Source organism: Candidatus Bathyarchaeota archaeon, from assembly GCA_026014745.1.
In the GTDB taxonomy this organism is placed as follows: domain Archaea; phylum Thermoproteota; class Bathyarchaeia; order Bathyarchaeales; family Bathycorpusculaceae; genus Bathycorpusculum.
Window position 1 is genome coordinate 366,820 of record JAOZHS010000002.1, and the last position, 23,096, is coordinate 389,915.

Consider the following 23,096-nt stretch of genomic DNA (forward strand, 5'->3'; position numbering starts at 1 on the left):
AAGACCCCACATTTTATCGATGCAGATAACATGCGATAAGTCAGAAAAATCGGTGAAGGGTGATTATGACTCTTTAAGAGGGAGCTGCAGCCCCAAGAGCTGGAGTTGCCAATGTACCCGTTTTAACGGTTTTACTCCAATCCCTTTTCCTTCTAAACAATAATTTTAGAAAAGCCCAACCGGCAATAACCATCTGAATCAGCCAGTAAAAGTAAATGCAAGGTATCCACAAGATGTTGCGGGGTTTGATGGGTTTCTCGGAAGCAATTAAGCCCACGCCGATTGAAACTATGGATACGGCGGTTAAGGCGATAACAAGCCCAGTGAAGTTTATGATGGGTGTGCTTTGCCACAGAAAAACCGCCACAACAAACCAGTTAATGTAGCTTAGTAGCGAAACAACCATCATGAAGGGGCCGCCAAGCGAGATTTCTGCATCCACGGTTCTTTTGTTGAGGGTATTGAGTAAGCGACCGTATTTTAGGGCGGTTTCCATGTAGCCTCGATACCAACGGACCCTTTGTTTAACGAGGTTTCCCAAATTTTCTGGGGTTTCTTGCCCTGAACAAACGTCGGGTGCATATTTGACGGAGTACTTTTTCTCAACTAACCGAAGGGCTAATTCTATGTCTTCGGTGAGGGAGTTTTCGTCCCAGCCGCCCAGTTCTTCGAGCACGTTGCGCCTCACGAATTGGCAGCTTCCCGTTAGCGGAACAAATAGCTGCATGTGTTCTCTGCCGCTAAGTAACGCTTGGAACCAGGCTTTTTCCTCCATGGATATAACGCGGGTGAGAGCGTTGCTTTTTTCGTTTATAGAGGTGGTTCGCCCTTGTATTGCTACGATTTTTTGGTCTTTGAAGTATGCAGCGGTTTTTAGTAATACTTCTTTTTCGGGGAGGCTATCCGCGTCAAAGACACCCACTATGTCGCCGTTTACGTAGGGCAATGCAAGGTTAAGCGCGGCGGGTTTTCCTTTTGAGGTCTGTTCAGAGATGAATTGGATGTTTTGGGGGTATTTATCGACGAATTCGCTGCAGATTTTGGCTGTGCCGTCTTTAGAGTTGCCGTCGATTATGATTATTTGCATTTTTTCTTTGGGGTAATCGACGTTTAGGATGCCGTCTAAGCATCGGCGTATGACGGCTTCTTCGTTTTTTGATGGAATAATAAGCGAGAAACTTGGGAGGGGGTCTTGTGCAGTTATTTGGGGTGGCGACTGCTGTTTGCGTTTGCTTCTTACGCCCATGTATATTATGGAGCCATTGTAGATGGTCCAAAAGAGCAGAACTGCTAAAAGCACCGTGGAGAAGACATCAAACGCTATCATAGATACCCAACATATGTTCCTTTATTCTCAATTGATTGGCAGGCAAGCATTTGAAATTATTGACATGTTGATAACCTGTATGATAATTGGACATGTAAAACCTTGCCCCACAAGTATTAAAAGCGCAGATAAACAGGTATCTCATGCATTTCCACATATATTTGTTTAAACTTTTTAAGGTTTGTTTTTCCGTAACAGCTCCCTAAGATATATGGCTATTGTTTATCTGATAATAAATCAATTTAGCGCCAAAAATGCTTTCAACTAAACAAAATTTTATCAGTTAAATGCTATTTAGTGCATCATGTTTGTTGTTTTGGTGTAGTTACTGCTTGTAAGAACACTTAAAGCACCCGAACGACTTTTTTCTTTAAGAGCGCTGCAATCAATGCGTTGGCTTTTTCTTGTTTGTCTAATAATTTCGGGAGTTCTTTTGGCTGATACACCATTAGCGCAGGTAGAAGTGCAAGCGCAAAACGAGGGCGAATCGTATTCACTGATTCTACAGGGGTTTGCATGGAACCACACCACCCTCGAACTACTAATCGTTACGCCCAGTGATGCATCGTGGTGGAATAACGAATTTTTGAATGCTTCACTACGCGCGATTGGTCAATGGAATGAGGCGGTAGTTAATTTTTCAGCAGCTTATCCTGAATTCGCCTACCTCTCCAGCGTTGAGATAGTGACTACTGTGTCGGATAAGATGGATTCAGGCTACGACATTTACATGAACTGGACAGCCACACCGTTGAGCAGCACCAATAATGAGGTGGGGTTATCCAAAATTTTTGCTTACCAAAACAGCGCTATCGTTAACTGCACCATGAGCCTTGCCACCCAAACCAATTATGGTCAAGCCCTAAGCATTGTGGATATGCAGAATGTGGCGCTTCACGAGTTGGGGCATGCGTTTGGTTTGGGTCACTGCAACTACACGCAGGATTTGATGTATCCAGTTTATTATCTGGCAAGTGGCCCTAAGGACGTGTCTTCGCTGGATGCCTATGGCGTGGCGTTCCTGTTTGGATGGCTGATTAGCCCCAGCGGCTTTTACCCTACCAAGGCATGGCTAAACCAGTCATCGGTGCTCTCGCCCGCTGAAGTAACCTACACGCAGATTCCTGTTTCACCCGACAACGCGGCACCCCAGACGCTTGCAACCAACCCCATAGTTATGCAGCTTTTGTTGCTTGCAGCGATTTTGCTGCGTCCAGAAATTTTGATCACCATAGTTGCGATTTTGGTATTCTTCATTGCCTTGGGGATAGTTGTGAGAAGAACAAGGTACAGGTCTAAGGCTGATTCATGAAGGCAACAAATTCTTTTTGGCTTCGCGGTTTTAGGACGTAGTTAGTTTTTTTCTCTACGCCTATGGTGGAGCTGGGGGTTTTGCCGTAGTCGTGCCCAGGAAAAACCTTAACATCATCGGTTAGTTTGAGGATTTTGTTGAAGAGGCTGTCGTAGAGGGCTTCGGGGTCTCCGCCTGCGAGGTCAGTTCGTCCACATTCCCCCACAAAAAGCGTGTCTCCCGTCAAAAGCTTATCCTCATCGACTAAGAGGCAGATGCCGTCGGGGGTGTGGCCGGGTGTGTAGATTACTTTTAGGGGGATTTTGCCTACGTAGAGGGTGTCGCCGTCTTCGAGGCGGACATTGCAGGGAACTTTGGAGGTTTTATAGACCGCGACTTCGGGGGCAAACAGGCTGGAGAGTTCTATGTTGCCTGCAGTGTGGTCGCTGTGTCCATGGGTGTCTATGACGTATTTGAGTTGGAAGTTTTGGGTTTTGAGGATTTTGATTATTTCGCCCGCGTTATAGCTGGGGTCAACGACGGCAGCTTCACCGCTGGCTTGGTCAGCGATTATGTAGGAGTAATTGTCGCCATGCTGCTGAACCTGCTTAAAGAACATACAAGACACCGTGCATTATGGTGCGGTTGGGGGTTAAAAGCCGTTTCCGCCTATTAGCGTTTGGTTCCAGAAGTAGAGCCGCCTATACTGCCCCGCAATGGGGAATTGTTGGTCATCGTAGATTATGTCGAAGTTGGAGCCGTATTCTTTGAGGAGTTGTCGGGTGGTGTTCCAGATTTGTGCGGACACCTTGTCGGGTGGCCAGAGACCCCAAAGCGGGTCGTTGGGGTTTCGCATTCCCCAGCCGTAATTGTTAGGCATGACAAACGCGACGGTTGGCGGCGGCTTGACGGTTAGGTAGGGGATGTCGTTCCAGAATTGCTCCATTGCCGCTAGTTGGTCTTCGGTTAGGATTCCGTAGGGGTTGTCGTCAATTTGGGGGTAATCGAAGATGACTGCATATTTTGCGCCTGCCTCGTAGGCTTGGACGAGTTGGCTGTAGAGTTCGGTGCCGTTTACGAGGTAGGGGGGTTGGTTGTAGGTCCAGGTTATGATGGCGCCCCAGGTTTTGTTTTGCACTCGGGCAGCTCCCCGCGCCAGCGCGATGGTTTGGTCGATGCTTTGGTTGGAGCCGAACTCGGCGAATATGGTGTCGTAGCCGCCTTTGTAGTCGAACCAGTACAGGGCGTAGTCGCTGGTGTAAGCGTGGATTTCGCGGCTTTTGAGTTCTTGGAGCCCCACCCCATTTTCTACGCTGTCTAAGAAGTGATATGCCGCCTGACTGTTATCCACAGGTGAAGACCCGTTTAGATGCAAATCAATCGCGTTGCCGCCGTCATGCGTGTAGTACCTCGACGTGTTGCGTATGCGGATTTGGTTGAAGTACCCCGTCCAATTGGTATCTATGGTTTGCCCGCCGGGTTCATCATTGAGGTAAACGCCTAAGAAGCGGCTGCCCCAAGTGGCTTTGGCGTAGTCAAGCCATGGGATTTGCCAAGTAATGTTGGGGTTGAAGTACCCGAACGCTGCAATCACATACAAATCTGCGGCCACAGCGTAGTTGAGAACTTCGTTTAACGCGGTTTCGTTTATGCTAACGGGATAGGACTGCATGACAAAGAGATTAGTGAAGCCTTTAACTCGGTCAATGAGGACTTCGGCGTCTGATGTGGTGTTGCCGTTGAAGGAAACCCCGAAGAAAAACTCTGGTTGCGCAGCACCGTTATTGTTCGAGGTAAGGTAGGGCCAGATAAGCAGAGCAGAAACCAAAGCAGCCGCTACAACCACAACAAAAATGGATAACAGAAGGGCGCTCCTCAAAAGAATCGCCTCCGAAAATCAGCCACAAAAATCAAAAATACCATGCCCCCGCAACTAAAAATAGGTTCCCAATCTACGAGGCGCAACAAAGAACACCGTTTAGCTATTTGCAGCCTATTTGGATCCTATTAGTGGTTCTATGCAGAAACCTAAGGGGGGTAGGTCCGTATTGGCGCAAAACAAGCGCATTAGCATGTTGAAAACCAGTAATTAAGGGAAGGGTGTAGACCCAGAGGCTATCCGTTAAGGTGTACTTGGCTAATTGATTGGTTTTTTCCATCCGCCATTGCTAAAACGCGCAAGCACCCCAAAGGGAAAGGACAGCAGCACCAAGTCGATGACGGTTATGGAGGTGAATGATAAGTCGGTGGTTGTTTGCATCACAAGATTCACCGAGGTAAACAGGAGCACCAAGAATATGCCGTTTAGCCAAAACCCAACCTGCCATCCGCGGGTTTTATAGAGCAACTGGATGAGGACGATATTGAGGACGCCTATGATTAGCGGTTGAATGAGGTAGGTGATTATGGCGAGGAAGGCAAAGCCAAAGGGCGGCATGTAAGAAATGAGTTGAACTGTTTCGGAATTTATCCATACCTGAGCAATAACCAAAACCGCCACTACAAAAACCCCCTGAATCAAGAGCTTCTCGATTAAATGCAGATGCCGTAGATGATTGAAGAATCGGTTATCAGTTAGCGTTTTTTGCAATCCAATCCCCCACTGCAGTCATTGTTGGTCTATCCCGAATGCCATAATTATCGAAATCACTATTCCAATACACCAGCCAGCAGCCCTTCAAACCCATGTTCCTAAACAGAGTGAGCCCCTTAATGATAAAATCAGTCTGGGCTTGACTGTCGCCCGTGGACATGCCGAACTCGGTTATCACCACATCTTTACCAGTGATTTGATGCAGGTTATTGATGAAATGCGGCGACAAAACCAGAAAAGACTCCATGAAAATATCTAAACCTACAAAGTCCAGTTTGCTGCTAAGCTCCATAGGCACATTGATACGCAAAACGTAGCCAATGCCAAAGTTAGTATAGTACTGCACAGGCAAATTGTGGGCAGTTATGGTTTGATACATTAAGTCAAATTTTGAGGTTAACTCGTCATCAGTAAAAAGCGAACCCACAGTCCAGCTTTGGGACAATTCAGGCTCATTTAACACCTGAATGTAGGAGAGGTGACTGCCCCAACGGTCCAGATAATAATCGATTTTCTCAACGGGACAAGCGTTTTGAACCACTAAAGCAACCTCTAAACCCGCGTTGTCGGTGGCGGCGAAGAACTCGTCGGCTTTGAGGTTCATGGTGTCGTTGTAGTCTTCAGGGTTACATTCAAGCGTTATACGAATAACTTTGAAGCCTAAATCGTGAATACGCACAACTTCGCCGCTGATTTGGGTCAAGTTGTCCTGTTCAAAAACATAATGGATACCGACTTTGAAGTCGGAATTCTGATTTTTCTCAGCCTGCGCAAAATGCTGGTAGGGAAAGAAAACCTGCAAAAACACCAAGCAGATACAAAGCGAGATTATGATGAGGTTCTTGATTAAACTCTTATTTGTAAACCCCACAAATGCTCCAACAACGCTTGAAACCAGCTTGTTCATAGACCAGCATTATACATAGGTTGATGTTATATATTTTAATGAAAAAAGCGGGCTCCAAAAAGAATGGAGCTGAAACAGCTTAATAGAAACTCTGAATCGGCGAGTCTTCTGCGACAGGTTCAGCGTTGAGCGGCGTGATTTTGGTTTTAGTGAGAGCTTTGATGTTGTTGAAGTCACTCATTTCGCCATAGCTAACTAAAGTGATTGCGGTTCCTTCTTCGCCTTTGCGTGCGGTTCTGCCAATGCGGTGGAAATAGACTGGGGGATCATTGGGTACATCGAAGTTGATGATGTGGGTGATTCCTTCTATATCTAAGCCTCTTGCGGCAACATCAGTTGCAACTAGAAGGCTGCATCTGCCAACTTTGAAGTCGTTAATGGCACGGTCGCGTTGCGCTTGAGTGAAGCCTGCGTGGAGCACTTGGGTACGGAAGCCTTTCTTGTAGAGTTGGTCAGCAAGTCGACTGGTTTCATGGCGGGTGCGACAGAAAATGATGGCTTTGTCGACGCGGTCATCGTGGAGAATTTCGCAGAGGGCACCGAGTTTGCTGCCTTGATTTACAACGGTGTAGTATTGTTTCATTTGGGTGAGGGCGATTTCGTCTTTGCTGACAAGGATTTTCTCTGGGTTTTTGAGGTAGCGGTTACAGACGCGCCACACAGAGTCATCCATGGTTGCGCTGAAAAGGCTCGTTTGGCGTTCACGCGGAGTTTTGGAGAGGATATATTCTACGTCTTCTGTGAAGCCCATGTCAAGCATGCGGTCAGCTTCGTCAAGAACCACAATGCGTACACCTGATAGGTTAAGTACGCGGCGTTCCATAAGGTCAATGAGTCTGCCGGGTGTGCCGACAACGATTTGGACACCGCTGGCTAAACTGTGGATTTGTTTGTTAATTGATTCTCCGCCGTAAACGGCTAAAACTTTGATGCGTGAATATTTGCCGAATTTTGATAGGTTATCGGCAACTTGCACCGCTAATTCGCGTGTAGGAACCAAAACTAGTCCTTGGACGCCGCGGACTTCACGGTCGAGCCGCTGAACCATTGGGACGCCGAATGCGGCGGTTTTGCCTGTTCCAGTTTGAGCTTGCCCAATAACGTCTTTGCCTTCAAGCAAAGGAGTGATAGCTTGGGCTTGAATCGGAAAAAGCTGGTCAAACCCGAGTTCAGATATACTTCTTTGGACTTCGTTGCTTAATGATAAGTCCTTAAAGGATTGAATTTGCATTTTTTATCGTTACTTCTTCTGCCACAGGATTTTTCATGGATTCGCATAGAAGCTGTTTTTGGAGCTTTGGATACATGAGTTAATGTGACAGCCCAAAATGGTGTTCGCGCGTATAAAAACATTTAGCAAATTTTAATGCAAACCCGATGTTTCGGGATTAACGATTATGCTGTGGTTGTGTAGGCACAGTCACATACCCATAAAACCATACGGGTTACACTCCCTACACTTGGAGAGAACACAAATGAGTAAAAACAAAGCCAAAAAAGCGCCACCCTACTTCTACGACGGCCCACCCCTAGACGAGGCAGAACGTGAAGAAGAAACCGATGACATTTACGACACTGGAACCCGCGAAGAAATGCTTGAAGACGACGAAATCACCGCAGCCGAAGAGGGCTTCATGCGGGGACACGAACAAGAGCCACCCAGCAAAAAAGTCACCCGAAAAAACGCCATCAGCCACACCGACACCATCGCAGATGAATTAGCAAAAGAAGACGCAGAAGAAGACTAACGCCTATTTTTTCTAAAAAGCACCACCACAGCTAAGCAGCCAACAATAACCAACACCGCAACTAAAAGCAGCCCCACCGGAAAAGGAACAGAGGGGGAACCAGACGCAGACGCGGTGAATACTACGGATACATTGTGGTCGCCCGCATTGAGTTGGGTCCACACGTAATAGTTTTTTTCGTCTTGAGTGTAGCCTTGATTTGGCGCTTGTTGGGTGTCAATGTATATTTGGGGATAGGTTGGGGTGTAGGTTAGGTTTTGTTTGGGTATGGTCAAGTTGGCTGTGCCCGCTTTGAGGGTGGACAAGTTGAAGTTGAAAGTAGTTGTGCGAGCCTCTGGGTCTGCTGTTAGGGTGAGGTGGGTTATTTGGGCGTTGGTGCGGTTTCCGTTTAGGGTAAAATTCAATTCTTGCTGCACAGGAGACGGCGACGGCTCCTTAGTAGGAGTTGGCCGAGGCGAAGCCGAAGCTGTAACAGTAGGCTTGGGGGTAGCGGCAGTTATCGGAGGGGAAGTAGCCACTGTTTGGGGAATCGAAGCGGCGTCCGAAATATCTAACCGTACATTAGACACATCCACTTCATGCTGCCCCATGCCCTGCCACCACCAATCCTCCCCCATGCCCACAATCAAAGTAATAGGGTGCACCCTATCAGTGAACTGCGCCTGCGCTGCAAAAATCACCGCCGCCCCATTTACCGCCAAAGTTACTGTCCCCTTTGAGTTATCTACCGTCAAATCCAGATGATACCATGTGTTGCTGACAGGAGCTGCACCCGCCGACTGAACCGCATACGTGTAGATGGGGTTGCCGCCAATCCAAATCGCCCAAGCAGCACATGCGTCAATGCCTACGCCGAAGTTGCCCTGATTGCCGCTTAAGTCGGTGGAGTCGCATAGGTAGAGGAAGAATATGGCGGTGGAGCCTTGGGAAAGACCATTGGGGACTTTGGTGAAGTAGAAGTCTGCGGAGGCAACAATTGTGCTGTTGGGAGTGGAGGTGAAGCCTCCCGCTCTAAGCAAAGAATAGGTGCAGATCCCAGCGGAGGCAGGCGCAGGCACCACGAATCGGGCAACACCGTTGGTGACGGTTTGGCTGGCGCCCGGTCCAACATCGGTTTGAGTCCAGCCTGCAAAGTTGCCAGACGAGAAGTTATCCGAAAAAACCAGTCCCGCACCGCAAAAGGGCATGACGGCAACGGAGAGGAAGAACAGCATTGCTAAAAATGCGGGTAGCTTTCGATTCAAAATGCCACATCCTAGGGGATAATTAGACAAGTCTTTGATTGACCCAAAAATCATCATATCTACAGCCGCGCCAACAATAAAAACGAAACGACAGCCAAACGCATAAGCCGCCAAACCAACGTTAACCCAGCCACAGCAACCTATGCATAGAGGGTTTGGAGGGGGGCACGGCGCTTTATGTGAATTTGACCACTAACCATAAAAGCGAGAAGGATGCAATCAGTGTTGAGGCTACTGTTTACCCGTGTCGATGCGTGATCCAGTTTGTGGAACTGTCTTAGACGAGAATACTGCGAAGTTTAAGATTTCTTACGAAGGCGAAACCTACCATTTCTGCAGTCTCGTCTGCAAAAAACGCTTCAAACGCCAACCCACCAAATTCGTAAAATAAAAGTTGGCTAAAGGGTTTCTCCGCGGGATATATCCATCATCATGAAACCTGACGCCATTTTCGGGTAGAAGTCCGTGCTTTTTTCAGGCAGCAATTCGTGCTGTACCGCGATGGTGGCAACAGTTTTTGCGCTGATAGGGTTTACTAGAAATGCAAGGGTTGCTTCGCCGTCTTGGATTTTCTTTAGGGCAGTTTTGGTCCAGCGTACATAGAGGATGGTGTCGTCGAGGTTTAGTTCGCCGGTTTTTAGGATAACTTTGAAGACGATGTCGCGGAGAATGACAACGTCAAAGATTTTGGTGTCTTTAGAGACATTTTCGTTAACGAAGTCATAAACGGCTTTATCATGCTTGAGCAACAGTCCAAAGGCGTGTTTGCCATCGTAGACACAAAACGCGTGCTCGTTAAAGTGGCTGGTAAGATAGCTTTCGATGGCTTCGGTAGTGGGTTTGACTTCTTGGAGGTCAAAGAAGCATCGGAAACGCTCCATAACTTCGGGGGTTAAAGTGTGGTTTTTTAGGAGCCTATGTGTCGGCAACACGACTAGACCCTCATCCTGTACGGGCACCAGATATGCCATGTGAAAGTTGAAAGCGTCATCAGGACGCCAGTTGCCTTTGGCGCGCATCTCATCGCGGTAGGCAAGGGCACTTTCGTATCTGTGGTGACCATCGGTTATGACAATTGGCTTATCAGCAAGCTCGGCTTGTAGCGCTTTGATTTTCTGGGGGTCGGTTACTTTCCAAACGGTTTGCTTGACGCCTAAGGAGTCGGTGGCTTTGATTATGGGCGGGGTTTTGGCGACTTCATCAAAGAAGGCGAGGGTTTTGCGTTGGGGGTCTTGGTAGATGAGGAAGATGTGTTCGAGGTCTTTTTGGACAGTACGGAGCATGTTGAGGCGGTCGGCTTTGGGCGCTTTGTAGGTGCGTTCATGGGGGAAAACGATGTTTTCTTCGTACGGATAGAGCCTCATTGCGGCAATAACGCCAGTACGTTGGTAGGTTTTGCCGTCCAAAGTGAATTCTTGACGAGAAATAAAGAGCGCTGGAGCAGACTCTTTTTGCATTACATCCTCGTTTAGCCAAGTTTGGATGCGTTGGTTGGCAACGTTATATTTGTCAGCTTCCAACGGGAGAATAAGGCGGCAGTAATTGTAGGGGGACTGCTCGTAGTATTCTTTTTGCATTTGGGCGTCGATTTTGTCGTAGGGTTGTGTGATGAGGCTTTCGGGGTCGCCTGCTTTTGACGTGTAAGTTATTGCCTTAAACGGTCTAATATCAACCAACGGGGTCAGCTCACGATATATCTTTCTTTTTTAGCGCATCTATAACCGCATTAGCTATTTGTATGCTTGCCTTCAGTTGTGCCTCATGCGTTTGGGCGCCAATATGAGGCGTAGCTATAACGTTTGGTAAGGTTAGTAGTTTGGGGTTTTTGGGTGGTTCCTCTTCAAAGACATCGACAGCGGCACCTGCAACTTTGCCCGTTACGAGAGCTTGGTAGAGGGCTTCTTGGTCAACGACTCCACCTCGACTGCAGTCGATAATGCGTACGCCAGTTTTCATAAGGTCAAATTCTTTGGTGGAGATTAAATGGCGGGTTTTTGGGGTAAGCGGGACATGTAGAGTAATGTAGTCTGCTTTGGGAAGCATCTCCGCGAGGGGAACAAAGCGGTCAACCACACATTCTTCCACGGGCAAAACATGCATGCCTAACGCTATAGCTAAACGTTCAACTGTTTTGCCAATGTAACCACAACCGATGACACCCAGCGTTTTGCCGTTGATTTCGGTACCCATCAGTTTTTCTTTTTCCCATTTCCCCTCTCTCAATGTCAGGGTGCCCTGTACAATGTTGCGGCTCAAGGCTATCATATGACCGATGGCGAGTTCTGCCACACTCAAATAAGAAACATGAGGGGTATTGACAAGGGTGATGCCGAGAGTTTTGGCGCGTTCAAAGTCAACATTGTCAAGTCCTTCACCTGCGCGTCCGATTACCTTAAGGTTTTTAGCGTTTTCGAGAAGTTCGCCGCGGACTTTGGTGGCGGAACGAACGATTAGCACATCAAAGTCGCCGATGATTTTGGGGAGCTCAGGTTTGGGTATAGTCCAACCGCAAGTAACCTCATAGCCTTGATTTTGGAGGCACTTTATGCCTTCATCTGCTATGCGGTCACTTACGAGGACTTTTATGGTCACGCTAATCCCCAGAGTTCATCAATTAAAGCAATCACTTCTTTGATGCCCGAGAGGTTCCATTCACCCATGTGACCTATGCGGAAGGTTTTTTCTGCCATCTTGCCATAGCCACCGCTGATTAGGAAGCCGTGCTCGCCAAGTTTTTGGTTAAGTTCCTTTACGTTTTTGCCTAACGTGTTGGTTATGCAGCTAACTGTTATGGATTCGTAGCCAGGTTCGGGGTACATGGCGAAGTGTTTCTTTGCCCATGCCTGAGTGTAGTTTGCCATGTCGAGGTGACGTTGGTAGACTTTGTCGTAGGTTTCTTCAAGCAATAGATCCATGCGTTTGTTGAGGGCGTAGAGCAGGGAAATGTTTGGGGTAAAGGGAGTTTGATGTTTCTTTTCAAACTCGAATATATCCACGAGGTCAGTGTAAGCACCGCGGTTAGGAACTTCTTTGGCGCGTTCGATAGCGCGGTTAGATACTAACGCGACAGCTAAGCCAGGGGGTAAAGCGAAGCATTTCTGGGTGCTGCCAAAGAGGACATCGCAGTTGAATTCTTGGGGGAAGGTTTTGTCACCTGCCATGGAAGAAACTGCGTCTACAGCGAAGATTATGTCAGGGTATTCTTTTTTGACCATTTTGCCGATTTCAGCGACTGGGCTTCTAACGCCTGTGGATGTTTCGTTGTGGCAAATGGTGAGGGTGTCGTATTTGCCGCCTGCAAGTTTTTCGGCGACCATTTCGGGTTTGATGGCTTTACCCATCTCGACTTCTAGGATGTCGGTTTCTTTGCCGCATGCTTTTAGTGTCTGGGCACAGCGTTGTGAGAAAGCGCCGTTGACGCATGCGAGTGCTTTTTGTTTAACGATGCTTCGACCAACGATGTCAAACCACAGGGTGCCTGAGCCAGTGGTGACGGTTGGTTGGTAGTCGGGGGTTAATTGGAAGTATCGGCTGATTTTATCGGTGATTCCGCCGTAGAGGTCGGAGAACGCTGTTTCTCTATGACCAATTAAAAACTGAGTTTGTTCATTTAGGATTTCTTTACTTACTTCTGTGGGACCCGGAATCAAGAGTTTCTTATGCATAGATAAGCCTTCAGCAAAAGAGGTTAGCCTTAATAATATAAGGCTTATGTGCACAACTTCATGCGTTTTAATCAACAAAAATGCTAAGAAGCCACAAAACCAACCCTGCGGTTTTGTTTAGAGGCGATTTTGCTTTTGATTCGACAAAGCAAATTGAGGGATTGTTGTGGTTTGGGGAATATGTCGAGTTTTGAAATCTGATTATTATGCTATCATGCTGACCTCTGAATTAAGAGGAAAATAAGAGGCATGTATGTGGCTAAACCACAAATAACCCAAGCATTCCCAAGCTTAGTGCTAGTCCTGATGGGTTTGATGGATTGTGCAACCACAGCAGTAGGCGTCATCTACGCAGGCGCAGTGGAAGCCAACCCAGTCCTTACAGGGTTAGTTAACACAAACATCGCAGGGTTTATGCTGCTAAAGATAGGGGCAACCCTCTTCACAGCCGCAAGTTTAATTCTAGCCAAAAGAGCCCTAAACCAAAGTGAAAACAAGGAAAGCAAAAACTACAAGATTTTCCAAGCACTGTTCAAAATCAGCTACGTTGGATTATTGTCTTTCATGATAATTGTTGTGGTAAATAATCTGCTGGTTCTTTTTGCTTAAGGGCTTGTTTTCTTTGAGTTCCACAATTTGTCATAATATGTTGTGGCTAAAAATATCATGTTAGGGCTGTTAGACCATAAACTCGGCAGTAACTCATGCCCCCGAACGGACAGGGTGAGTTGTTGACGGTCAAAAATGTGCATGCCAAAATGGATAGGACCATCATAATACCTCGCGTGAAAGAAGGGCTCATCCAGCAGAGGTTCCCAAAACACGAACGCTGAATCTTGGCTTTCAGGTCTATGCGTGATTAAGCGAGTTTCGATTTGCCGCTGTTTTAGCATACCTCTAAGAAAGTTCCATTCATCCCCAACTTTGCTGGGAACGCCCCGAAGAGGCACGAGGATATCTAGGGTGTTTTGGCATTGTTTAGTCATTTTTTCATGTAAACGAAGAAGAAGAGACAACTCGGAGGTAATCACAAACTGTGTGTCTTCCTCAGAAGGGGATACTTTTTCTTCCATTGAAGAGAGGCTCTCAACTAATGAACCTGACCGTTTGAGCAGACTGGTGTATTCTCGTTTTTTATAGTCAACCAAAATGGAAACCGCATTCTGAATCGGCGTAGCGATATACATTGTGGGGGAACCGATTATTTTTTCCACCAACCCCAACTTCTGCAACGTCGGCATAATCCGATAAATATCCTGCCGAGCCACAGTCGAAACACGAGCAATCGTCTTTGCATCAGACTTCTTCAACTTAACCAAAGTCAAATACGTCAAAGACTGAACGTAACTCAACCCAAAATCCATCAAAGTCTGAATATCGTCTTCTTTAATCATAGCGCATCTACTTTAGGAGGTTGTCTTTTTTACCATAATTTATTGAAGTAGGTAAGAGCCAACTGGACTATGTTAGGATTGTTAGACCACAAACTGGGAAGGATTTCATGCTTACCTACTGATAAAGTAAATTGTTTACGGTCAAATATATGCATAAAAACTGGTATAGGCGCAGAAGTGTATTTTATTTGGAATAGAGGGTTCTTTAGCAGAGGCGTCCAAAACATAAAGTAAGTCTCGTTGTCTTGGGGCTTTTCAGTTATCAACCTAATTTTTATTTGATTTTTTTGCCTAACGGTTTCGTTGACGCGGAACCATTGTTCCTCTACTTTTCGGGAATATTTACTCAAAGGCATCATAATGTCAAGTGTGCTTTGGCAATCCGAGGTTAATTTTTCGTGCAGTTTAAGCAGAAGGGACAACTCGGAAATAAGTACAAATTGAGTGTCATCAGCCCCCAAAGAGATCTCTTCATCACTTTTGGGGAAATTATTGATCAGCAAATCAGTTTTTTCGATTAAGGTATCGTATTCTCTTTTTTTGTTTTCTAAAAGATTAGTGATTGCATTATTTATGGGGGTTGCTCGATATAATGTGGGGACGCCGATTATTTTTTCCACCAACCCCAACTTCTGCAACGTCGGCATAATCCGATAAATATCCTGCCGAGCCACAGTCGAAACACGAGCAATCGTCTTTGCATCAGACTTCTTCAACTTAACCAAAGTCAAATACGTCAAAGACTGAACGTAACTCAACCCAAAATCCATCAAAGTCTGAATGTTCTCATCGCTAATCATTAGGTATTCTCCTCCATTTTATGGAGATTCGTTTTTTAAGCGTTTGCTATATTTCTCTGACTCCCAATTTTCCAATCAAAAAAAATTGTATAAAACTCTGAATATTTTCATTAAATACTTGATGCTCAAGGGCTTCGCAAAACAATTAAATTATTAAAAAAATAAAAAAAGAAAAGGGTTGGTTGGTTTTTTATGGCCGTTTTCTAAGTAGCAGAAGCGCTAAGACCACGCCAACTAACAGGATTGCAACGATTATTCCAGCGACTGCTGGAACAAAGTACATGTCAGCCATGGACTGTGGTGGTTCTGGGGAAGGTGTAGCTGTGGGTGCGGGGTCTGCAACGACGAAAGCGGTTTCAGAGTGGGCTGGCCAGTAAGAGTTGGATCCTGCGAAGGTAGCGTATACGGTGTATTTGCCTGAAATGTCAGGACACCATTCATAGCTGTAGAAGCCGTTGGCGTCGCTGGTTGTTTCACCGATGTTGCGGTAGTTTCCGTTGGCGTCAAGGACGTCAAGGGTTACTTTAACACCAGTTGCGTTGGTTGGTCGTTCGCCTTGCTGGTAGACGTATTGCATCCAGTCGGACATGCTTTCGTCAGAGACTGCGGGCACTCCTTCTGGGAAGCGGCTGGTTTGTACGTTTTGGCTTGTGCCTACTGAGATGTCAGTGACTGTTCCTTTGATTAGAACGCTTGCGGGCATGGTAACTGAAACGTCGGGTGCATCGACAGTAACTTGGCTTGGGCCTTTACCGAAGCAGTAGATGAAGTTGTCGTATTGGCTGAATGTAACGAGTTGTCCGTCAGCGACTGCTGGTGCTGCGAACCAACCGTTTTGGCGCCAAATTTCATCGCCTGTTGTTGCGTTAACACAAACGATTTTTGCGCCGCGTGTCAGTGGGTGGCTTGGGCTGTGTTCACCGGTGGCAGCATAGATTTTTCCGTCAACCGCAACGTGCATACCTGCTGCGAGAGGCCATGTGCCGTAAGGTGTTTCGTAGCCTGAGTCGCCAATGTAGTAGTTCCAGTCGTTGTTTCCAGTTTCCATGTCGTAGCAATGGATCATGCCGTCGTATGCAACTGCGTACAGTTTGCCGTAAGCAATCACTGGACTTGAAGCACCAAGACCGTTAACGCTAGTGGTGTACATACCCCAAGCGTTTTCATAAGGTTCAGTGGGGCCCCAAATCTTTTTACCAGTGGTGGCATCAAAGCCGTACCATTGCATTGTTTCCTGTCGGAACCATGCGAATTTACCGTCAACTTCTCCTGTGAAGAAGAAGTTTGCAAATGCTGAAGCTGAGCTTGTTTGGTTAAAGGTGAAGAGTAGGCGTCCGTCTTCTGTGCTGTAGCCTGTAACAACAATCGAGCCGTTCACAACTGTGTTGGCACAGATTATTGTGTTTTTACCTAATTGAGCGATGCCGGGTGATCCAGGTACGTCAGTAACAGTGTTGTTCCATTCAATACCCTTGGACCAGTCAATTCTTGCGCCTGCAACAGGTCGCCATTGCCAACCATAGGGGTTACCTGGGCTGTTTGCGACTATGCATTTGGTTGAGTTCCACTTGAGTACCCAGTTGTTTGCACCGCTAACTATGTAGCCAATTAGGTTGCCGTTAGCATCGATTGTGAATCTTGCTCCGCTGGTAGCGTTAACGATTTGTAGAATTTCAACGCCGGTATTTGCATCATACATTTTGTAGGTGCTTCCAGACATTGACCAGAGGTATGGGAATGCGCCGTGTTGGTTGGGGCAGTCAAAGTTCAAGACTTGTCCGCAACTAATGGTTGTACCGTTTTGGAACCAGAGTTCTTCGCCAGTAGCCATGTCAATACATCTCAAACCCAAGTTTGATGATCCGCCTAAGCGTGCGTTGACGTAAATCTTGCCATTAATGATAACAGTGTTTGACCATTTGTTTTCATAAGAAGCGCCACTGTAGTAGCCTATGTCGCCTAATTCGGAACTTGCAAGACCGCCGATTTGTAACTCTTTTGTCCACATTATGTGGGCGCTGTCTGGTGCACTTCCGGTTTCTACCCAATTGGTTAAACCGTTAACAGAGGCACCATAGAGGGCGGCTATGCCGTACCAGTTGTTTGCGATGCTTACCCATCCGCGGTTGGTTGCTTGGATAGGTCTAGTCCAGTATTCGGTTGGCAGAGGTGCATTAATCACATCAGGGATTGGCTCATCTTGGACTTCTAAGATAAGTTCTGGTGATTCAGCGGCTTTCATGGTGAGGTCGCCGATGACTTCACCCGGATAAGTGAATTGCAGAGTATAGTTGCCTGTTTGTTCGGGTGCCCAAGTAACGAATACTGATGCGACAGGGTCAGAATCTTCAGTAATAGTTTCAACACTGCCATCGGGTGCAGTGATGGTTAAAGTGTAGTCTTGCCAGACTTTGGTAGGTTGACCGGGGTAGGCAGTTGTCGGGACTAAGTCGAGCCACATGACGATTAAGGTATTTTGGCCGACGCCGACAGGGTTGGGTCTGATGGATAGGAATGCGTATGGTTGACGTTCAGTAGCTGCTGATGCGAATGGTGCTACAAAAGCCATCATAGAGAGCAAAAGTAAGCCTGTGATTGCGATTGCTAAGACTTTAGTTTTTTTATTAATTTTTTCTGTATTCATTTATTTATTTCTCCGGAATAATTTTTCCGTGGCAACATAGTCGCAGGGAGTTCATTTAAGCGCTTGTATAAAGGAGTACTTTAGACAGCTATAGCGTAGAACAAGATAACCGATAAAATGGTCTTTTTTACCGCTTCAGCCTCAAAACGTCAAGCATCCTAATATTTGTTAGGGGCAACCAAACACAAATCAAATATGTAGGTGCCTGATACATCTAAAACATAGCAGTTGCAAAACCCAAAATTAAAGAAACCCTTAACTGCTTATATAGAGAATATAGGTTGAATTCAGATGCCATTTAACCTCTTCCACAAAAAGAAAGAACCCGAAGAAGAAGCAACAGCTATGCCACCTCAAGAAGAAACACCAAATCAAGAAACAGCCACCGAGACGCTACCCAAAGAAGACGCACCACAAGAACAGCCAACCACAGAAGCCCCAACCACTTCACCCGAAGAAACAACAACCCAAGAACCAGCCGCCGCAGCCGTTGAAACAGAACCAGAGCAACCCCCCGAACCAGTCACAACAGCACCCACAGAAGAAACAAAAGCCCCCGAGGCACCCGCCAAAACTTATCTAAAAGCCATGCCCCTTCGAGAACTTTCAGACGTAGATACCATAAAAGCCGAAGTTGAAAACGGCAACATCATCATTCTCAAGGTAACACCGCTTGCCGCCAAAAGCATAGAGGACGTAAAAACCGCCATAAATGACCTCTATGAGTTTAGTGAAACCAGCGGCGGCGACATCGCACGTTTAGGTGAAGAACGTGTGGTTGTTTGTCCAAAAAATGTTAGAGTTTGGCGTGAAAAGACACCCGCACCGGTTGTTAAAAATCAAGGGCTGCCAACTTCAGCAGCGTAACCGTCTATTTTTAGAACAACCAACAATTTAGTTGCTAGACAATTTCTGCTGAATTCTGTGGAACTATCGGTTTCCAGAAATGGAAAAGGTTTGGCGTGAAAAACCGCCGATACTATTTTGCTCTTAGAGTAGCCTGTATGTTTCCAGAATTGCTGGAACTACCGTATTTATGCCAGCTTTGTTGTCTAAGAAGTTGGCGAACCCTATGGTTTTTTGTTTTTCACCGTGAACCACAAAGATTCGCTCAGGCTTCGGGTTAAGATGCGTTAGATAGTTGACGAGTTGGCGACGGTCAGAGTGACCAGAGAATCCATCTACGGTTTCCACTTGCATTTTAACGGAGAACGCAGCCATTTTGCCTTCGTTATCCATCATAGTGACTTCGCCTACGCCTTTCTGTACGCGTCTGCCCATTGTGCCTTCGATTTGGTAACTGACAAAGACGATAGTGTTACGTTCGTCACTAGCCCAGTTTTTGAAATACTCAATTACAGGACCGCCTTCGAGCATGCCTGATGTAGCGAGGACAACACAGGGTTCACCTTCCATTATGCTTGACCGTTGGCTTGGGTGATCAACTATAGTGAAGTAGTCGGATTGGAAGGGATTGATTTCTTCGTGGAGGATGCTGTGGCGAACTTCGCGGCCTAGATATTCTGGGTATGCAGTGTGGATGGCGGTGGCTTCGGATATCATGCCTTCGATGAAAACGGGGGCTTCCTTCATCAAGCCGCGTTTCATGTAGCCGTCGATGATTAGCATAACTTCTTGTGCTCTACCGACTGCTGGAACAGGGATGAGAACTTTGCCTTTTCGCTCCAAGGTTTGGTTAATGATACGGGTCATTGCCTCTTCAGCTTCTACGCGGCTGGGCATAAAGTCCTCAGCGCCGCCGTAAGTTGATTCAGTAACGACTGTTTCGATGCGTGGAAACTCTGTTGCTGCAGCTTCGAGCAACATGGTGCGGGCGAATTTGTAGTCGCCTGTGTAGACGATGTTATGTAACCCTTCACCGATGTGTAGGTGCACCATTGAGCCGCCCAAGATGTGTCCAGAGTTGTGTAATGTTAGACGAATATCGGGTGCAATGTCTGTGACTACGCCAAACCGCAGAGGAATAGTGTGAAGAACACATTCGCGGACATCTTTTTGGTCATACATTGGAGTAACGCCTTGTTTGCTGGCGACGTCAAGGTAATCAAGCTGAAGCATAGTCATTAGATTGGAGGTTGGCGCGGAACAGTAGATGGGCCCATCATAACCGTATTTGTAGAGGAACGGCACAAGACCACAGTGGTCAAGGTGAGCGTGGCTAATCACGACCGCGTCAAGCGAGTCAATTTGGAATTCGGGGGAATCAAACCGTGGGAACCCCTCAAAGGGCCTGTTGGAACCAGGGTTAATGCCGCAGTCAAGCAGTACACTGCTTTCGCGGGTTTTTATGAGGAATGCTGAGCGTCCTACTTCTTGAGCGCCACCCAAAACCGTCATTCGAATGTCTCCGACATCATAGCTTTTTGGTCGGAAAATCCGTTCGCCTACAGTTCGGAGGATGCGCTCGCGTTCTTTACTCTCCGAGTGGAGATAGTGACGCATGTGAGTAACAATTTTGCTTTTGATAGGTGGAGAACGCAGAACATGAGGACGCCATTTGGTTTTCTTGATTATTTCCTGCAAAACAGCGCCGTTTCTGCCTATGACTAAGCCGGGTTTTTTGGTTTCTATGATGATTTCGCCGAGGCTGGGGTCGAAGTTTATGTCTGTGATTTCGGCTTCAGCAGGGATAACTTCGCGTGCGATACGTTCCGCTTCCATTTCAGGGATACGCACAGAGGGGTCGGGTCGGATAACAATACGTTTACGGATAACGCCGACGATTTCAGCGACTATGCTGCTTTGATCTACAAGAATTTCGGGGCGTTTGGTGTAAACCGCAAGCATCGGTCCTTCATATTCGATGCGGGTAACTTCAGCTTCGCGGGGAACTTTTTGAAGAATATATTGACTAATCTCTATCTTGTCTTTCTCTTTTTCTTGCGTTCGTGCCACAGTTTTAACTTCCTACTTTGAGAAGCTTACTTTTCTCTTCATCAGTTAATTCCTTGTAACCATTACTATCAATAACGATGATGTTGTAGCTGTTGCCGCTTGCGACATCACGTTTCATAGCAGCATTCACTGCTTTAGCGATTGTAGGAAGCATCTCTGAAATAGTCATACCCTCACGGTACTTATCTTCTAAAATGCCATAAGCCAACGGTGAACCAGAACCTGTAGAAACTGATTTTTCCTCAGTTAAACTGCCATAGGGATCCAGGTTAAAGACATGTGGTCCCGAGTCATCTATGCCGCCGACGAGAACTTGAGTTGCGAGGGGCACATAACGGTTTTGGAAGAGGATGTTTGCGACCAGTCGTGCCGCAGCGCTAATGGGGATGGGTCGGTTTAGGTTAACTTTGTAGAGTTGAGCGTTAGCAATCAAGATGTCCACGACGCGTTGTGCATCTGCCACGGTCCCGGCAATGGTCATGCCTAGGTGGTCATCGATTTTGTAGACTTTTTTGCCGAATTTGTGAGCTACATAGAAACCCATCGTTACACGAGTATCCGAGGCCAAGATTACGCCGTCTTTGCAGACGACACCGATCGTAGTTGTCCCTTTCAGGACTAGTTGGCTAGCTGGACTATTTTGTGACATATTTTGGTGCTCCCTAAAACTCCGTTTGTGGGATGCCATCCACTAGGAAGTAGCAACATGTAATCTTTCCGAGGGATTTATTAATATTTCGCCGAAGCACAACAAAGTGCCTTTTATGTTAAAAAACTGCAATGACCGAGCAGCCCGGCCATGCAGTGGATATTATTGGGGTTTAGCAGCGGTTTATGTTAGATAAATGAGCGCTGATAGCAGTCTTCGTGCCGTACAGCCGAGCCTTTACGGGAAGCTACCCTTTGCCCCTCCACAATTGGTTTATGACAGATGGCGCAGAAGATGTGACCATCTTTTTGCATACGGATAAGGAGTCTGTGGTTTATCACATAATGGTTTATTGCCATATTCTTCACACACTTCTCCATTGGTTTACCATTGGTTTAGTAGCGGTAAAATGGGTTTTCGTCAATAATTCTTGACTAATCTTAGTCAAACTTTCTTGACTAAGCAAAAAGATGGTCAATTTATAGGGTAAACCGTGATTCAACTGGAGTTGACAAAGAACCAGGCTCAGAATAGCACCCTCAAAGAGTCCTTTTGCGAATATAATAAACAGGTAACCACAACAAGCTACGCCACCAACACTGCAGACAAAGGCGAAAACTGGTTCACAACGTTTTTAGGCAACAACGCCGTTGTAGGGCAAACTGGCGGGTGAGTGGACCTCCCACCCGTTCCGCCACACAAAAATAAAACCCGGGAGTAGGGAGGAAAAGAAAAACTTGAAGATACCAACCAAAGATTTAGCCCTAACCACAATCTACGCTGCACTATATGCAGCATTAGTCGTTGTATTATCACCAATCTCTTTTGGAGTCGCACAATTCCGCATAGCCGGAGCACTGCGACCCGCCATAGCAAAAAAATGGGTCCTAGCCTTCGGCTACGGACTTGGCGCGCTGGTCGGCAACTTTTTTAGCCCCTTCGCAGGACCATGGGACCTCGTATTCATGCCCCTCATGAGCGTAGCTGCAGGGTTGGCAGGATACTTTGTGGCTAAGCGGTTCGGCGGCAACTATTTTGTCAGCGGCGCCGTCACCGCAGTCATCACTGCGTTAAGCCTAAGTTTCATGTTTGAGCAACTCGGCATCTCGCCGTTTCTGATTGCCATTGGTCCCCTGTTGGCAACGGAGTTTGCGGCTATCCTCATCGGCGGTGTAGTCTTTAGTTTAATCGATAAACGTTTCAAATGGTGGAAAAAATGACAGAAAACAAAAAATGTGTAGTTGTCCTAAGCGGCGGTCCCGACAGCGCCACAGTTGCGTATTGGGCTAAAGCGCAAGGATACCAAATTTACCCCATAACCTTCAACTACGGTCAAATAGCACTTAAAGAAACCCAAGCAGCTCAACAAATAGCATCAAAACTCGGCACCACAACTAAAATCATCAACCTCTCTGCACTTAAAGAAATCTACAGTGACGTAACCCCCCTCTGCAACACCAACATCCCCCTAACCAGCGAGTTTAGCGCCCCCATCATCGTACCGTTTCGCAATGCCATCTTCCTCTCCGCCGCTGTCGCCTACGCCGTCACCGTGGGCGCAACCAAAATCTTCTATGGCGCACAGGGCAGCGATGAACCCTTCTACCCCGATTGTCGACGCGAATTCTACGAAGCGTTTGAAAAAGCGGCGAGGCTTGGAACCTCCGAGGACATAACCATAAAGGCACCATTTAGCGGCAGCAAAAAATCTCAGCTCATCCGTGAAGGGGCTAAGCTGGGTGTGCCGTTTGAGTTAACTTGGTCCTGCTACCGTGACGAAGAAGCACACTGCGGGGTATGCGAGTCGTGTGTGAACCGCAAAAAGGCGTTCAGCGAAGCAGGCATTCCTGACCCCACAAAATACGAAGCATAAGAGCACGATGTTTTTAAGTCAAGAAATGTTGACTGGTCTCTCGGC

Annotated in this window: 24 protein-coding genes; 8 read left to right on the forward strand and 16 right to left on the reverse strand. The window is 46.8% G+C overall.

Features of this window, described 5'->3' with window-relative positions; all coding sequences use genetic code 11:
• Positions 1–73 precede the first annotated feature (73 nt).
• Positions 74–1,327 (reverse strand): glycosyltransferase family 2 protein, encoded by a 1,254-nt coding sequence (locus NWE92_08580; GenBank protein MCW4029687.1) that lies wholly within the window; start codon positions 1,325–1,327, stop codon positions 74–76.
• A gap of 433 nt (positions 1,328–1,760) precedes the next feature.
• Between NWE92_08580 and NWE92_08585 the strand changes: the two genes are divergently transcribed.
• Positions 1,761–2,639: a matrixin family metalloprotease gene (locus tag NWE92_08585; GenBank protein MCW4029688.1), complete on the forward strand. Its 879-nt coding sequence runs from the start codon at positions 1,761–1,763 to the stop codon at positions 2,637–2,639.
• Here NWE92_08585 and NWE92_08590 read toward each other — a convergent pair.
• The 5 genes from NWE92_08590 to NWE92_08610 form a co-directional block, all read right to left on the reverse strand.
• A complete protein-coding gene (locus tag NWE92_08590; protein ID MCW4029689.1) occupies positions 2,623–3,237 on the reverse strand; it encodes an MBL fold metallo-hydrolase in 615 nt (204 codons plus the stop codon). The genes NWE92_08585 and NWE92_08590 overlap by 17 nt on opposite strands.
• Positions 3,238–3,270: 33 nt before the next feature.
• Positions 3,271–4,497 (reverse strand): hypothetical protein, encoded by a 1,227-nt coding sequence (locus NWE92_08595; protein ID MCW4029690.1) that lies wholly within the window; start codon positions 4,495–4,497, stop codon positions 3,271–3,273.
• A 258-nt stretch (positions 4,498–4,755) separates the two neighbouring features.
• On the reverse strand, positions 4,756–5,208 hold the full coding sequence (locus tag NWE92_08600; protein ID MCW4029691.1) for a hypothetical protein: 453 nt from the start codon (positions 5,206–5,208) through the stop codon (positions 4,756–4,758).
• Positions 5,189–6,118: a hypothetical protein gene (locus tag NWE92_08605; protein MCW4029692.1), complete on the reverse strand. Its 930-nt coding sequence runs from the start codon at positions 6,116–6,118 to the stop codon at positions 5,189–5,191. The genes NWE92_08600 and NWE92_08605 overlap by 20 nt, the downstream gene beginning before the upstream one ends.
• Before the next feature lie 79 nt (positions 6,119–6,197).
• Positions 6,198–7,349 (reverse strand): DEAD/DEAH box helicase, encoded by a 1,152-nt coding sequence (locus NWE92_08610; protein ID MCW4029693.1) that lies wholly within the window; start codon positions 7,347–7,349, stop codon positions 6,198–6,200.
• Between the two features lie 244 nt (positions 7,350–7,593).
• Between NWE92_08610 and NWE92_08615 the strand changes: the two genes are divergently transcribed.
• A complete protein-coding gene (locus tag NWE92_08615) occupies positions 7,594–7,866 on the forward strand; it encodes a hypothetical protein (GenBank protein ID MCW4029694.1) in 273 nt (90 codons plus the stop codon).
• On the opposite strand, the gene NWE92_08620 is transcribed toward NWE92_08615, so the two are convergent.
• Positions 7,863–9,110, reverse strand: a complete 1,248-nt coding sequence (locus NWE92_08620) for a hypothetical protein (protein ID MCW4029695.1) — start codon at positions 9,108–9,110, stop codon at positions 7,863–7,865. The genes NWE92_08615 and NWE92_08620 overlap by 4 nt on opposite strands.
• 250 nt (positions 9,111–9,360) lie before the next feature.
• Between NWE92_08620 and NWE92_08625 the strand changes: the two genes are divergently transcribed.
• The gene (locus NWE92_08625; protein ID MCW4029696.1) at positions 9,361–9,501 is read left to right on the forward strand and encodes a YHS domain-containing protein; all 141 of its coding nucleotides are present in this window, start codon (positions 9,361–9,363) and stop codon (positions 9,499–9,501) included.
• A gap of 7 nt (positions 9,502–9,508) precedes the next feature.
• Here NWE92_08625 and NWE92_08630 read toward each other — a convergent pair whose 3' ends face one another.
• Genes NWE92_08630 through NWE92_08640 form a run of 3 tightly spaced genes read right to left on the reverse strand, consistent with a single transcriptional unit; the run spans position 9,509 to position 12,775 of the window.
• Complete coding sequence (locus tag NWE92_08630; GenBank protein MCW4029697.1) at positions 9,509–10,786, reverse strand: DUF1015 domain-containing protein; 1,278 nt, start codon at positions 10,784–10,786, stop codon at positions 9,509–9,511.
• A 10-nt stretch (positions 10,787–10,796) separates the two neighbouring features.
• A complete protein-coding gene (locus NWE92_08635; GenBank protein MCW4029698.1) occupies positions 10,797–11,702 on the reverse strand; it encodes a hydroxyacid dehydrogenase in 906 nt (301 codons plus the stop codon).
• Positions 11,699–12,775, reverse strand: a complete 1,077-nt coding sequence (locus NWE92_08640) for an alanine--glyoxylate aminotransferase family protein (GenBank protein MCW4029699.1) — start codon at positions 12,773–12,775, stop codon at positions 11,699–11,701. The genes NWE92_08635 and NWE92_08640 overlap by 4 nt, the downstream gene beginning before the upstream one ends.
• A 255-nt stretch (positions 12,776–13,030) precedes the next feature.
• Between NWE92_08640 and NWE92_08645 the strand changes: the two genes are divergently transcribed.
• Positions 13,031–13,384 carry a DUF5658 family protein gene (locus tag NWE92_08645; protein MCW4029700.1) on the forward strand — a complete coding sequence of 118 codons (354 nt, stop codon included), beginning with the start codon at positions 13,031–13,033 and terminating at the stop codon, positions 13,382–13,384.
• Here the strand turns inward: NWE92_08645 and NWE92_08650 are convergent.
• The 3 genes from NWE92_08650 to NWE92_08660 form a co-directional block, all read right to left on the reverse strand.
• Complete coding sequence (locus NWE92_08650; protein ID MCW4029701.1) at positions 13,381–14,169, reverse strand: hypothetical protein; 789 nt, start codon at positions 14,167–14,169, stop codon at positions 13,381–13,383. The genes NWE92_08645 and NWE92_08650 overlap by 4 nt on opposite strands.
• Positions 14,170–14,198: 29 nt before the next feature.
• Positions 14,199–14,969: a hypothetical protein gene (locus NWE92_08655; protein MCW4029702.1), complete on the reverse strand. Its 771-nt coding sequence runs from the start codon at positions 14,967–14,969 to the stop codon at positions 14,199–14,201.
• Between the two features lie 190 nt (positions 14,970–15,159).
• Positions 15,160–17,613, reverse strand: coding sequence for a PQQ-binding-like beta-propeller repeat protein (locus NWE92_08660; GenBank protein ID MCW4029703.1), 2,454 nt, complete (start codon positions 17,611–17,613; stop codon positions 15,160–15,162).
• Between the two features lie 291 nt (positions 17,614–17,904).
• Here NWE92_08660 and sepF point away from each other — a divergent pair, with 291 nt between their 5' ends.
• Complete coding sequence (gene sepF / locus NWE92_08665) at positions 17,905–18,480, forward strand: cell division protein SepF (protein MCW4029704.1); 576 nt, start codon at positions 17,905–17,907, stop codon at positions 18,478–18,480.
• 123 nt (positions 18,481–18,603) lie between these two features.
• Here sepF and NWE92_08670 read toward each other — a convergent pair whose 3' ends face one another.
• From NWE92_08670 to NWE92_08680, 3 genes are all read right to left on the reverse strand, one after another.
• Positions 18,604–20,529, reverse strand: coding sequence for a beta-CASP ribonuclease aCPSF1 (locus tag NWE92_08670; GenBank protein ID MCW4029705.1), 1,926 nt, complete (start codon positions 20,527–20,529; stop codon positions 18,604–18,606).
• A gap of 4 nt (positions 20,530–20,533) precedes the next feature.
• The gene (gene psmB, locus NWE92_08675; GenBank protein MCW4029706.1) at positions 20,534–21,178 is read right to left on the reverse strand and encodes an archaeal proteasome endopeptidase complex subunit beta; all 645 of its coding nucleotides are present in this window, start codon (positions 21,176–21,178) and stop codon (positions 20,534–20,536) included.
• A 188-nt stretch (positions 21,179–21,366) separates the two neighbouring features.
• Positions 21,367–21,546 (reverse strand): hypothetical protein, encoded by a 180-nt coding sequence (locus tag NWE92_08680; GenBank protein ID MCW4029707.1) that lies wholly within the window; start codon positions 21,544–21,546, stop codon positions 21,367–21,369.
• Positions 21,547–21,686: 140 nt separating this feature from the next.
• Between NWE92_08680 and NWE92_08685 the strand changes: the two genes are divergently transcribed.
• The 3 genes from NWE92_08685 (at position 21,687) to queC (ending at position 23,051) form a co-directional block, all read left to right on the forward strand.
• Positions 21,687–21,851 (forward strand): hypothetical protein, encoded by a 165-nt coding sequence (locus NWE92_08685; protein ID MCW4029708.1) that lies wholly within the window; start codon positions 21,687–21,689, stop codon positions 21,849–21,851.
• Positions 21,852–21,915: 64 nt separating this feature from the next.
• The gene (locus NWE92_08690) at positions 21,916–22,398 is read left to right on the forward strand and encodes a QueT transporter family protein (protein MCW4029709.1); all 483 of its coding nucleotides are present in this window, start codon (positions 21,916–21,918) and stop codon (positions 22,396–22,398) included.
• Complete coding sequence (gene queC, locus NWE92_08695) at positions 22,395–23,051, forward strand: 7-cyano-7-deazaguanine synthase QueC (GenBank protein MCW4029710.1); 657 nt, start codon at positions 22,395–22,397, stop codon at positions 23,049–23,051. Before NWE92_08690 ends, queC begins: the two co-directional genes overlap by 4 nt.
• Positions 23,052–23,096: the final 45 nt, after the last annotated feature.

Coding starts and splice junctions, on each gene's coding strand:
- sepF (MCW4029704.1), top strand. CDS start 17,905: ATGCCATTTAACCTCTTCCACAAAAAGAAAGAACCCGAAGAAGAAGCA.
- NWE92_08610 (MCW4029693.1), bottom strand. CDS start 7,349: ATGCAAATTCAATCCTTTAAGGACTTATCATTAAGCAACGAAGTCCAA.
- NWE92_08580 (MCW4029687.1), bottom strand. CDS start 1,327: ATGATAGCGTTTGATGTCTTCTCCACGGTGCTTTTAGCAGTTCTGCTC.
- psmB (MCW4029706.1), bottom strand. CDS start 21,178: ATGTCACAAAATAGTCCAGCTAGCCAACTAGTCCTGAAAGGGACAACT.
- NWE92_08660 (MCW4029703.1), bottom strand. CDS start 17,613: ATGAATACAGAAAAAATTAATAAAAAAACTAAAGTCTTAGCAATCGCA.
- NWE92_08625 (MCW4029696.1), top strand. CDS start 9,361: ATGCGTGATCCAGTTTGTGGAACTGTCTTAGACGAGAATACTGCGAAG.
- NWE92_08655 (MCW4029702.1), bottom strand. CDS start 14,969: ATGATTAGCGATGAGAACATTCAGACTTTGATGGATTTTGGGTTGAGT.
- NWE92_08605 (MCW4029692.1), bottom strand. CDS start 6,118: ATGAACAAGCTGGTTTCAAGCGTTGTTGGAGCATTTGTGGGGTTTACA.
- NWE92_08590 (MCW4029689.1), bottom strand. CDS start 3,237: ATGTTCTTTAAGCAGGTTCAGCAGCATGGCGACAATTACTCCTACATA.
- NWE92_08650 (MCW4029701.1), bottom strand. CDS start 14,169: ATGATTAAAGAAGACGATATTCAGACTTTGATGGATTTTGGGTTGAGT.
- NWE92_08640 (MCW4029699.1), bottom strand. CDS start 12,775: ATGCATAAGAAACTCTTGATTCCGGGTCCCACAGAAGTAAGTAAAGAA.
- NWE92_08615 (MCW4029694.1), top strand. CDS start 7,594: ATGAGTAAAAACAAAGCCAAAAAAGCGCCACCCTACTTCTACGACGGC.
- queC (MCW4029710.1), top strand. CDS start 22,395: ATGACAGAAAACAAAAAATGTGTAGTTGTCCTAAGCGGCGGTCCCGAC.